At 45.2% G+C, this 12,631-nt stretch carries 10 protein-coding genes and 1 pseudogene; 1 reads left to right on the top strand and 10 read right to left on the bottom strand.

From position 1 onward, the window contains the following. The coding region (locus J6U00_RS13910; RefSeq protein WP_296582811.1) for a hypothetical protein at window positions 1-1,847 on the bottom strand (1,847 nt) is incomplete at its 3' end. A 217-nt stretch (window positions 1,848-2,064) separates the two neighbouring features. Here J6U00_RS13910 and J6U00_RS13905 point away from each other — a divergent pair. Continuing rightward, window positions 2,065-2,247 carry a DUF1540 domain-containing protein gene (locus J6U00_RS13905; RefSeq protein WP_296582809.1) on the top strand — a complete coding sequence of 61 codons (183 nt, stop codon included), beginning with the start codon at window positions 2,065-2,067 and terminating at the stop codon, window positions 2,245-2,247. A gap of 55 nt (window positions 2,248-2,302) precedes the next feature. Here J6U00_RS13905 and J6U00_RS13900 read toward each other — a convergent pair whose 3' ends face one another. The 9 genes and pseudogenes from J6U00_RS13900 to J6U00_RS13860 all read right to left on the bottom strand — a co-directional run. Beyond that, entirely contained in the window at window positions 2,303-2,473 is a 171-nt protein-coding gene (locus J6U00_RS13900) for a 4Fe-4S binding protein (RefSeq protein WP_296582807.1), read from the bottom strand. Window positions 2,474-2,642: 169 nt separating this feature from the next. Further along, window positions 2,643-4,217, bottom strand: coding sequence for a hypothetical protein (locus J6U00_RS13895; RefSeq protein ID WP_296582806.1), 1,575 nt, complete (start codon window positions 4,215-4,217; stop codon window positions 2,643-2,645). Window positions 4,218-4,250: 33 nt separating this feature from the next. Further along, entirely contained in the window at window positions 4,251-5,933 is a 1,683-nt protein-coding gene (locus tag J6U00_RS13890) for a dockerin type I domain-containing protein (RefSeq protein ID WP_296582804.1), read from the bottom strand. Between the two features lie 350 nt (window positions 5,934-6,283). After that, window positions 6,284-7,861, bottom strand: coding sequence for a ribonuclease Y (rny, locus tag J6U00_RS13885; RefSeq protein ID WP_296582802.1), 1,578 nt, complete (start codon window positions 7,859-7,861; stop codon window positions 6,284-6,286). 403 nt (window positions 7,862-8,264) lie between these two features. Then, window positions 8,265-9,476 carry an LL-diaminopimelate aminotransferase gene (locus J6U00_RS13880; RefSeq protein ID WP_296582799.1) on the bottom strand — a complete coding sequence of 404 codons (1,212 nt, stop codon included), beginning with the start codon at window positions 9,474-9,476 and terminating at the stop codon, window positions 8,265-8,267. Further along, entirely contained in the window at window positions 9,464-10,342 is an 879-nt protein-coding gene (gene dapF / locus J6U00_RS13875; RefSeq protein WP_296582797.1) for a diaminopimelate epimerase, read from the bottom strand. The genes J6U00_RS13880 and dapF overlap by 13 nt, the downstream gene beginning before the upstream one ends. A gap of 179 nt (window positions 10,343-10,521) precedes the next feature. Continuing rightward, entirely contained in the window at window positions 10,522-11,454 is a 933-nt protein-coding gene (locus J6U00_RS13870; protein ID WP_296582795.1) for a DUF1648 domain-containing protein, read from the bottom strand. 121 nt (window positions 11,455-11,575) lie between these two features. Next, entirely contained in the window at window positions 11,576-11,962 is a 387-nt protein-coding gene (locus J6U00_RS13865; RefSeq protein WP_296582793.1) for a YegP family protein, read from the bottom strand. Window positions 11,963-12,158: 196 nt separating this feature from the next. Next, window positions 12,159-12,631: pseudogene (locus J6U00_RS13860) on the bottom strand (4-(cytidine 5'-diphospho)-2-C-methyl-D-erythritol kinase); the annotation flags it as partial.

Below are 12,631 nucleotides of genomic sequence, written 5' to 3'. Positions count from 1 at the left end.
TCCCAGTCAAAATCTTCATCGTCCCAGTCAAAATCTTCATCGTCCCAGTCGTAATCCTCGTCGTCCCAGTCATAGCCACTGAGCTGTTCCTTGCGTCTGTTGTAGCCATTGACGAAACTGTCGGCTGCTTCACGGGCTGACTCCTCCTTGAAGCCGATGTCCTCAAGTGTAAGCTTTATAAATGCCTTGAGGTCCTTTTCGTTGATATAATCCTCTATTTCAACATCATCTATTTCGGTCGCCTTGACAACAAATGCACCGCCCTTGTCGGGGATATCAAAGTTTACACCGAAATCAAGTGCATAGTCAATCAATAATCTACCATAGTCGGTATCATCTATATATATATTGTAGGAAATAGTCTCCCTCTTGCCATCTGTGCTACATGATATATTTACAGGTATTTCAAAGTCAGGTACTTCAAGCGAGAAGTCGCCGTTGAAGTACATCTTGTCCTCGTCCTTGAGCTCTACGCCGCTGAAATTGAGAACTGCGGTCTTTGCAATGTTGCCTGATACGTATTTCTCTTCTTCCTCGTCATAGTGATAATCGTAGTCGGTGTAGAAAAGCTTGATGTCGCCACTGTATACCTTCTTGTCCTCAATAGCACTAAGCTGTACGCGAAAATCATCATCTTCGTCATCGGTGGACATAACGAACTCGCCTCTGATATTGTCACCGTCCTTGCCGAATATCGCTGTAACAGACACTTCATCATCTTCGTCTGTCACACGGAAACCGCGGATATTGCCGGAAGGGTCAATATATGTATCTATAACAGCAAATATCTCGCCGTCGTAATCATTTTCTTCAAGATCCTCCTCGATATCCTCAATCTCATCGTCGATCATTTCCCTGAACTCGGCTTCGCTGTCAAACTCTCCGAGCTTGTCAACAAATATCCTTCTGAGGACCTCGTCCTCTCTTGCTTCTTTCAGGAACTCCAAACCGAGCTTGTCCATATCCTTTTCGGTAAGAGAAACTGTAGCTACGGTATACTTTACCTGTATATCACACACGTCCAGCTGCTCGCTCTTCTCTATTTTTACACTGTCAACAAAATTGCCCCATACCCCGGCATATCTGTTTACTGCATCCTCCAGTTCCTCAGGAGTGATAAAGGAAGCAGGATCCTCAAGAGCAGCCTTGTAAGTGTCAAATATATTAGTTCTTCTGCTGTATGAACTGTACTCATCCTCCAGCTCGTCCATATTCACGTTTAGGCATACCCACTGATCCTTGAGCTCGGGTATACGGAAGAAATACTCCATAGCATCTGCATCTAAGGCAATATCTATACCTAAAATGTGCTTGCTGTCCATTTCAAAGCTAGCACTAGAAGCGGAGTTTCCCTTTTTCGTCTTTCCGTTGACAGTGGCCGAATACCTGTCGGTATTTTTAACGATATCAAGAAGCTGCTCCAATTCGTCGCTTTTTCTGCCGTCAAGCTCTTCAGCAGCGATATCCTTTGCCTCCTGAGAAGGCTCATAGGAAAAGGTTACATCTATCGACTGTCCTTTTTGGTACTGTTCAAGGCGCTCTTTATAGTATTCGCTGACAGTTTCACCTATGGTTTTGGAATTCTTTTCAGTTACCCATGCGTAATAATTCTCGGGTTTACTCAGACGGAGCTTTACCTGATTCTTTACAGTATCCGATGCTGCGTAGGCAGTTACTGATCCGCCTGCGATAACTGCTGCCGATATACCCCCTATCAGAGCAGCCTTTTTGCCCCTGCCGCTTTTCGTGACATTGTCAACGCCTGTAACGGTGGTATCATAGCCGCCGGAAAACTGATTGTCGAACTGAACGTTATTCATTTCATTGTTGTTTCCGTTTTCAAACATAGTAATTCCCTCCATAATGTTATATCACTCGGAGCCAGCGCTCCTTATGACAATAATATCACAATCGTTTTTAAAAGTCAATATTTACGAATATTTGTTTTCATGCTGTAACAAATAATTTTGATTTTGTTCACAATTAAAACGTATATCCTAAAAAAACAGGGAAATACTATTTACGGTCCGATGCGGATCCAATAATCAGAACGGAGATATTATCATGGACGAACAGAAGAAAAATAAAAGCATAAAATGTGATGTTGCTCAGTGCCGTCACAACCTTGTATCGGAGCACTACTGCACTCTCGACTGCATATCTGTAGGAACCCACGAGAAGGACCCCACTGTGCCAGAATGTACAGACTGCAACTCCTTTGTAGTCCGTTCAGGCTGCTGCGGCTAAAAAGGCAAAAAATAAGCAGTTCCCTCTGTGGAACTGCTTATCGTCCTTTTTTTGATCACTCAGCGCTGGGAGCTCCAACAGGACATACACCTGCACAAGCGCCGCACTCTACGCAAGCGTCTGCGTCGATAGCGTACTTGCCGTCACCCTCAGAGATAGCGCCTACAGGGCACTCTGCTGCACAAGCGCCGCAGCTTACACAATCGTCAGAAATAATATATGCCATATACATACACCTCCGTATTATTCGGGAGCCTGCGCTCCTCGTATTTTCATTTTAACATATCTGAGTAAAAAATCAATACTTTTTTGTTAGCCAGCACTTACTAATTAGCATTATATGCCTATATTGCGTAAAAAGCAGCCTGAGAGTCAAGCTATCAGGCTGCTTTTTATCACTTTTTCTTATTTGATTTTCTTCCGCCTTTTTTTATGGTATTTGCTGTCTTTGTCTCTACCTTCTCAGGCTCTTCGCTTTCTTCTCTGGAATTTTTATTGTTGGTATTCCCGGCTGCTGGTGCAGCATCGTTTTCAAACTCTGCGCAAGAGGCTCCTGCCACTGCCCAGAATACCGGAGCATAGGCTATACTGCTACATCCGATGAAGAAGAGGAGAACTCCGCTCAAGGTCATCGCAAACAGCACAGGTATCTCAGCATACTTCTTCTTTCGCGCTGCTTTTGCACCTATAACGAGCACCGGTGCAAGTATCATTATAAGTGCTATAAGCGAGGGGATTCCCCGTGTAGCCGCTGTATACAGGTACTCGTCATACACCTTGTCGAAGACCATCCTATTTTTTGGGTCGTGTATCATATCAATGACATCAGCATAGCCTGCTGCTGATTTCAGCTGAGGATAGGCAAGCTGTTCGGGACCTGTTCCCACCAGCTTATTGTCGCCTATTATATTCATCGTCTTGTCAATGGTATACCAGTAGAATGTGGAAGTATCATCGATATCAAGAACAGACTCATCAACTGGTCCAGAAGCTCCTGTTCTCATGTATCCGTCTGCATACCATGCTATCCTTCCGTCGTACAACTTGTAAGAATCTGTAGCTTTTACAAGTCCGGTGTTTATTAAACATACTGCAAGACCTGCGAATGCAACCGAAACCGGCAGGATTATAAGACGAAGTTTGGGAGCTTTTAGCATAAATACCGCTACTGCTGCTGCTATAAGAGCAAAGACTGCTCCGCATAGGCCAAGAAGCGAATATGTGAACATCATTACGAACGAAAATAGTGCAGCCACAACAAGATATATCAGCCTGCCCCTTTTGCTGTCAGTGTTTACAAAGGCTATAAGTGCAGCCGTCAGAGAAAGAGTCAGCAGCATTGCTAAAAATAGCGGAGACATTGAAAGTCCAGAGGCTGCATTCAGGAAGATATGATCCCCTCCCCTTTTCCAGCCTACATAATCATAGTGAGTAAGATTCGCTGTAAATATCTGTATCAGGGATATGATACTGTTCAGAACTCCTACCGCTATTACACCATTAATCACACGCTTAACAGCGCTCCTGCGCTTGATGGTTATTGCTGTTATAAAAAAACATCCATAGAAAGCGATTGCAAGAAGTCCTTCACATCTTTCAGTAAAACCGTAAAAACCTACTCCTAAGTCATAGCCGTTGATAAGTGAGATTATTCCCCATGCTGTCATAGCTCCGAAAGCACATACAGGAAGCATTGCCGCTTTGGGAACATACTTCTTCATAATGGCTATAATGGCGAGTATCATATTTATTACGCCTGCCACGGCAAGTCCGCCGGCAGTCATGGCATACGAAAATTTATAATCGTTTATCTCTGGGAAAATAGTGAACAGCGGCATCAGGAACATTCCTATAACAAGTCCCCATGAAGCAAGCCTTGAATACTGCTCCTCGGTCATGTTCAAAATAAAATTCGACTTCTCTGTTGTATGAAAAATGGTTTTAGGGTCTTTTTTTATCGTTTTTGCCATTGGTATTTATTCCTTCCTGCATTATACTTGGTTTCACTTCTTTGTTACCGTAACGGTAAACGTATTATTATCATTCTCTCTTATCATTACTACAACGCCGGGGTCTATGGTCTCATAGCCGTCATCGTCATACCATGCGAAGCCGGGATACTTGTTTGACACCAGATAACCATCCTTGAAGAAATTGTCCTTGTCTCCGTCGTTGACAAGTCTTACAAAACGGCGCCCCTCATCATTTTTGGTATTCTCGTCATTTCCACTCTCATACTTAAAGAATGAGCCCCAGTAAGTTCCGTACACAGACGCTTCAACGTGCTTTACGCTTATACCGCTTCCCACAGGACGCCAGAAAAAACGCTCTGCTATCTTGCTGTTATTCGCGTCAAGGGTAAGATACTCCAGTATAAAAAACTCTGTCTTGTAGCTTCCGTCAAAGTGCTTACGCGGTATGATAAGGCAGTTGCCTTCGTCAGACTGTCCGTTTGTGAGTATAAAACTCTGTTCGCCCTTGGTCTCGTCATATATCAGCACCTGATCCTCTTTCAGCCAGCCAAGCATGAGTTTTGACACAGCAGAGTAATCCGAGTAAGCCTCGTCCATAAGATCATATCCAGCAGAGCCATGCATACCCTCACACTCCTCACCAGAATAGAGATAGTAATCGGGAAGTCCCATGCAGTGTCCCATTTCATGGGCAAAGGTGGATACAAAGCCGTCATAGTTATCAAACTGTTCTATTACAGCGTCTCCTGTTATGATATGTCCAGGCTTGACACCGTCAGGAGCGAGCATGTCTTCACCTAAGTACTCACCTGCACAGGGCCACCATTCATCAGTATCGTCAGTATCCGGCACACAGAAGAGGATGATGTCTATAACGCCATCGCCGTCTGAGTCATATTTACTGAAATCTACATCCTTATCCATGCTCCTTATGACTTCAGTAGTAAATTTTGATTTAAACACATCTCCGTGATACTGCTCGACATTTTCCTTACAGGTATACCTGTAAGCCTGTCCGCTGAGATTGAGTGCCCCCTTTGAAGCTCTCGAACAGAAAGCGGTGAGGCTCTCGAAGGGATATGCTGAGGACTTTTCATTCTCCTCCCCGAAGGCAATGCTTTCTATCGTCTCCACAGAAGGCTCATACTTGAACTTGCAGTCTGGGAAGTCAACATAGAATATCAGCATATTGACGTCCCCCTGCGAAGGCATACTGCCATACATATTTTTAAGCGGAGGAGTGATGAACTCCTTTTGCGTAGTATTAGTGGTAGTAGTTGTTGTAATGGAAGTAGTGGAAGTTGTCGTTTCCTCCTCCCAGCAAAGTATCTGTCCCAGAGGAATGTCCGATATCACTGTCTTACGCAGATAAACAAAGTCAAACACCTCTATCGAACCATTCTGATCCATATCTGCCTTCTGTATCCAGGCTTCTCCGGCTCTCAAAGGGGTATCGGTCTTCCCGTCGAGCCTAAGAGTGTATCTTGCGCCTTCGGTAAGGGTAAAGATGGCGGTATCGCCAAGTACCTCAGTACCGTGTAGGTGCTTTGACAGCACCACAAGGTCGGCGACATTTACCATGCCGTCGCTGTTAAGGTCGCCCATAATACCAGTCTGCTTCCATGAAGCTCCTGCGATCACAGGCGCTGAAAAGGCAACAAGTAGCAATGAAGCCGCAGCCGAAGCAAAAATCCCCCATATTTTTTTAATCATTTTACAGCCCCCTCTATATACATAACATCTATATCCATTTCATTCTGAAGGCACGGGGAATCTCCCCAGGTCTGCACAGTGAAATAATAATATACTGTTTTTTAGAGGGCGAAGGGTGACAGCCATTTGATTAATTGCCTCACACTACACTCATACAGTCTGTCAAAGTTTCCTTTCAAGCGCTAATTCAGCCTTGACAGGCTGCGCAAGTGTGGTATAACAGGCAATTACAAACATCCATAGCTGATAAAACCGCTGAATCAGTTATAAACATATAAAATAAGGCTGTCGAGCATAAAGCCCGACAGCCAAGACGACTGCGCAAACATAACGTTCCGCAGTAAGATGCATTATTTTGCGTAGTCAGTAACTCTGCTCTCGCGTATAATATTGATCTTGATCTGTCCGGGATAGTCCATTTCAGTCTCGATCTGCTGAGCAATCTGCCTTGCCACAAGGATCATCTTCTCATCGTTGATGACCTCGGGTGTAACCATGATCCTGACTTCGCGGCCTGCCTGTACAGCGAAGCACTTCTCAACGCCCTCATAAGAGTTACATATCTCCTCAAGTTTCTGAAGGCGCTTGATATAGCTTTCGTAGTTTTCGCTTCTTGCGGCAGGTCTTGCAGCTGAGATAGCGTCGGCTGCCTGAACTATGCAGGCAATAACTGTCTTCGGCTCAACGTCATTGTGATGAGCTTCAACAGCGTGGATAATAACAGGATTTTCGTTGTATTTTTTACAAACGTCAACACCTATCTGAACATGAGAGCCTTCGATTTCGGCAGTAAGAGCCTTACCGATATCGTGAAGAAGTCCCGCGCGTCTTGCGATATTCGCGTCAACGCCCAACTCGGAAGCAAGAACTCCGCAGAGCTTTGCGACCTCGATAGAATGATCGAGGACGTTCTGCCTGTAACTTGTACGGAATTTAAGACGTCCGATGAGCTTTATGAGCTCGTGGTTAAGACCGTGAACATTGGTCTCAATAACTGCGCGTTCACCCTCCTGCTTGATGCGGTACTCTACCTCTCGTCGAGCCTTCTCGACCATTTCCTCGATGCGTGTGGGATGGATACGTCCGTCAGCTATGAGCTTTTCAAGGGCTATCCTTGCCACCTCTCGTCTTATTTGGTCGAAGCAGGAAATAGTTATCGCTTCGGGAGTGTCGTCGATGATGAGATCAACGCCTGTCAGTGTCTCAAGTGTTCTGATATTGCGACCTTCGCGGCCGATTATACGGCCCTTCATTTCATCATTTGGGAGAGGGACAACGGAGACTGCTGCCTCTGACACCTGATCGGCAGCTACCTTAGCGATAGCAAGAGAGATATAGCTTCTTGCCTTCTCCTGACATTCGTCCTTGATCTGCTGCTCGTAGGCTGCTATCTTCACAGCCTTTTCGTGTACGAGGTCGTCCTCAAGCTTTGAGATGATGTACTCCTTAGCCTGATCCTTTGTGAATTCGGAGATACGCTCAAGTATATCCATCTGACTCTTCTTTATGGAATCGGCTTCCTTAAGCTTTTCGTCAGCAGACTTTATCTTCTGATTGAGCATATCCTCCTTTTTCTCAAGATTATCTGTCTTCTTGTCTAAATTCTCCTCTTTCTGCTGCATACGTCTTTCCTGACGTGACAGCTCTGCTCTGCGATCCTTGATCTCTTTATCCGCTTCGGTGCGGAGCTTATGTATCTCGTCCTTAGCCTCGATGAGAGCGCTTTTTTTCTTATTGTCGGCATCCTTTTCGGCGTCCTCGACAATACGTTCAGCCTGCTGCTCGGCAGAGCCTACAATAGCCTCTGCGTCGTGCTTGCGCTTTTCAACACCTGCTTCCACGCCCTTTTTGAAGAAAAGAGCATAGCCTATGCCTACGCCTATTGCAAGCGCTATGAGAATAAGAGCGATAGCAAGACCTGGGTACATACAGTGCATTACCTCCTTTTTCGTAAAAATAATCAAAAGTTTGTATCATAATTTTTAATTATTACTTAAAGGCGGTAAATGCCGCATTATTTTATTCATTTGTAAATATATAGATCAACAGCTGAGCCTTATTCCTCAGCCGGCAAAAAATAGACGGACCTTATATCCCCGCCCAAGATTTGTTTCTAAATCATATTTTACCCGCTTATTTATATTTATTTTCAGACTGCGGATAATGATGTAAAACAAAGCTGCATATACTGCCATAGTAATATTATGCAAATAAATACAACACTATTATTATATATTATTTTGGGCGATATGTCAATAGATTTTTTTGAATAAAAGCGGACTACCTTCTATCCAGGCAAAAATAAAAGGGCGGAAGTCCGCCCTTTTAATGTTATTTCATATCATTAACAAGTTTTTCAAAGCGTTTCATAGCCTCAATAGTACGCTGTCTGTCACCGAAGGATGTCAGTCTGAACCAACCCTCGCCGTTCTTTCCAAAGCCAACGCCCGGAGTACCAACTACGGCTATCTTTTCGAGCATAAGATCGAAGAAGTCCCAACTCTTCATATCCTTCGGGCATTTGAACCAGATATACGGTGAATTTACGCCGCCTGTAAACTTAACACCCAGCTTTTTCATCGTACCGGATATGATTCGGGCATTCTCCTGATAGTAAGCAATATTCTCGTGCACCTGCCTGAGTCCCTCTTCGGTGAAAACGGCTGCTGCTGCACATTGTACCGGATAGGAAACACCATTGAACTTACTGCCTTGACGTCTGCCCCATATCTGTGCAACGGAAACTATAGTGTCGTCGCTTGCTGTTACCTTAAGCGCATCGGGTATTACAGTATAACCGCAGCGCATACCTGTAAAACCAGCTGTCTTTGACAATGAGCACATTTCAATACAGCACTCCTTAGCACCCTCTATGCAAAATATGCTCCTCGGAACGTCCTTGTCGGTGATGAATGCTTCATAAGCCGAATCATAGATGATAACGGCATTGTTCTTCTTTGCGTAGGCTACCCACTCCTCAAGCTGTGCTCTTGTATACACCGAGCCTGTGGGGTTGTTTGGAGAGCAGAGATAGATGATATCGGCATGTACCGACGAGTCTGGCATAGCTGCAAAGCCGTTGTCCTCGTTGGAGTCGGCATAGATTATCTTTCTGCCGCTCATGAGGTTTGAGTCAACGTATACGGGATATGCAGGGTCAGTAACAAGTATGGTATTGCCGTCGCCGAAGATATCTACAATATTTCCGCAATCCGACTTGGCACCGTCGTTTATCCTTATCTCCTCTGGAGACACGTCTGCTCCGAAGCTACTGTAATAGCGCGATACAGCCTCACGCAGAAAATCATAGCCTGCACCGCTGTCCTCATAGCCTCTGAAGGTCTCCTTCACCCCCATTTCGTCACAACCATTCTTCATGGCTTCTATGACCACAGGAGCGATGGGAAGGGTAACGTCTCCGATACCCATTCTGATGATGTCAGCCTCCGGGTGAAGCTCCTTAAAGGCTGCTATCTTCTTGGCGATATTTATAAAAAGGTAGTTTTTCTCAAGTTTGAGAAAGTTTTCGTTTAACTGTGGCATACAACATTCTCCTTTGCTTTATTTATGAACTCATCGGAAACAGTTCCCTCGAAAACGTACTCGGCAGGTCCCGTCATAAGGACAGTTCCGTCGGACTTATAAGTAATGCGCAGGTCTCCGCCCCTTAGATGAACGAGTACCTCCTCGTCATAATGGCATATACCATTGAGCACTGCCGCTACTACCGTTGCGCAGGTGCCTGTACCGCAGGCGAAGGTCTCGCCGCTACCACGTTCCCACACGCGCATATTAAGGGTATGATTGTCGATAATCTCTGCAAATTCCGTATTGACACGGTTCGGGAAGAGACTGTGGTTCTCGAAGTGAGGACCTATCTTTTCAAGGTCGAGCCCAGCTATCCCCTCAGTGAAGATGACTGCGTGGGGATTCCCCATAGAAACGCAGGTGAGCTCCCACGTTTTTCCGCAGACCTCAACAGGCTGGCGGATAAAGCTCTCCTTATCGCTGTTCACTGGAATATCCTTAGGCACGAGTATAGCCTTTCCCATATCCACAGTGACAGAATTGACATTTCCGTCCTTCGTATAAAGTCTGAGATATTTTATGCCTGAGTTTGTCTCTAGTGTAATGTCGGTCTTGTCGGTAAGTCCCATATCATAAACGTATTTGCCTATACAGCGTGTAGCGTTGCCGCACATCATAGCCTCGGAGCCGTCGGCGTTGAAGATCCTCATGCGAAAATCAGCCTTGTCCGAAGGCATAATGAGCACAAGCCCGTCCGAGCCTACGCCTTTGTGCCTGTCGCTGAGTATCACCGATACCTTTTCAGGCTCGATGACTGTTTCCTCGAAGCAGTTCACATAGATATAGTCGTTGCCAATGCCATGCATTTTTGAAAATTTCATAGTATTTGCTCCCATCGGTGGTGACTCACGGGAGAGAGCAGTATCGTAACGGCGCGTTTACCCTTTCAGCGCTGCTAACACACTGAAAGGACGCCTTACAGGTATATTATATACTAATTATACAGGTATTGTCAATAGTGAAAAAACAAAAAAAGGCTAAGGAACACAGTCCCCAGCCTTTATCCGTCAGCCCTGCGGCTTCTGGCATATAACACAAAAGAAATCATACACAGCAGTGCAAATACACTAACAGAAACCGGTCCTATAGCGAACTCTGACATAAGCAGCAAATACCACCAGAAGAAGAATACTCCCGTCAGCAGCTTGAGTCTGTCGATAAGCGAAACAAGAGGCTGTTTCCCAGCCTTTGCCTCTCTGACAGATATTATTTCAACTACTATTAGCATTCCCAGGACAGCGAGCAGAGCTGCTAGCAGGAACTTTCTGTCGTAATAAACGTCAAAATTAGCCGAATAGACCAATCCATGGTATGCAGGATCATCATAAAGCGCATCATCAGAGGGATAGCGCTCCCAACACTCCGCCAGCGCCGCCGCCGCTCCTGCGGTAAGCAGCCACGGTATCAAGCGGCACAGCCTGTGGAAAATTCCAGAGGGAGCGGCTTTCCTCGCTTTTTCTCTGTGCCTTATATATGTGACTATCTCCGCCATAACTCCTGCAACTGACGCAACTGCTATAAGCCCCAGAATAAGCAACACCTTATCAGTATCAAGAGACTGTTGCAGTGATACACTTAATGACCACAATGCAAAAAACAGGCTCACCAATAAAGCTATGCAGTCAAGAGTCAGGCAAAGCTCTATCCTGAAATGCTCCTCACCCTTTTCACTTATCCTCAGACCTGTCTTCCTTTTGCCGATAAGACGGCATGAAAACGCAATGCCTGCAATAACGATACTGCCTATCAGATGAGGATAAAAGCCGAAAAACTTTGATGCTACCACATCGAAGCTACCATCAGAGCCAAAATGAACACCTATCTCCTCCGGAAAGTCTTCCCACTTTATAAGGTAAAACACCAAACTTGCACCGAGTATAAGTATGCTCACGGTCAGCAGTATACGATGCACTGTCTTTATTTTTCCGTTCATATCAACATCCCCCTGATTTTACCAAAAAACCGCAGTATCCCTGCTCACAAGAACAAAAACACCGCGGCTTAAAATACTTTATATGCGCTACATGAGCATGCAGCATTTTTCTGTCAAAGGCTTACTTTTTCTCAGGCTCGGGCTCAATAACAGGAGCATCAACAGCATTCTTTCTTACGCTGGCAATGCCCTTCTTGCAGCTGTCCTTCTTGACATAACCCTCGCTGGCGGCGATGATCTCACCGTTTTTTGCCTTAAGGCGGAATCTGAATTCGCCTGACTTGTCCTTGAAGATTTCAAACTTCGGATTGCTCTGTGACTGGAAGCCTTCGATTGTCTGATCCTCAAGATTAGCAACAGGAGCGTTCTTAGCAACGCTTGCAATACCATTCTTTGCACTTGCCAGTGTATTGTAGACCTCTCCGCCCATAGCGATGATCTCTCCGTTACCTGCCTTAAGACTGAATGTATATCCGGTCTTTATAGCCTTGATGATAAATTTTCCCATAATTACTATTCAACACCTTTCAGCAAAAGTATAATCAAACCGAATATATTTCGATTTTGTATCATAATTATAACTTAAATGAGCAGACTTGTCAATAGATTTTGTTAATTTTCATCAAAATGCCAAAAATATTAATCAGAGCCGCTCTGCCACGAGGTCTTGTCTTTCTCTAGGGATAAAGGGATTTTTCTGCATTTTACTGTTCGTCGACAATAATGAAGCTCCTTGGGACGGTCTCACATACGCAGGCGAAATACCCTCTGCTCCTGAGCTGCTTCGCACATGTCTCAGCCTGCCCCGCAGAGCCAAATACACCAAATACAGCCGATCCACTTCCTGTCATAACGGCTCTGAACGAACCGCCGTCAAGCATGATGTTCTTTATGTCTTCCACCTCTGGGAGCTCCACAGCCTGCTCGAAAAGGTTACCGAAGTATTGATAAGCCGTCTTCGGAGAACTTATCACAGCTTCTGCAAGCTTCTGCGTCTCTGGGTGCCGGGGAGAAGCAAGTGCGTCGATCCTGCTATAAGCCTTAGCAGTGGATACTCCCTCCCTGCCCTTGGCTATGACCAGTATCTTTCCCGAATAATCGGCTATAGGAGTTATCCGCTCGCCTATACCCTCAACGTAGGCTGTACCTCCAGAAAGGAAGAAGGGAACGTCCGCTC

Origin of the sequence: Ruminococcus sp. (assembly GCF_017650195.1) — a bacterium.
GTDB lineage: Bacteria > Bacillota > Clostridia > Oscillospirales > Ruminococcaceae > Ruminococcus.
This window is presented reverse-complemented; position numbering and strand designations above follow the sequence as displayed.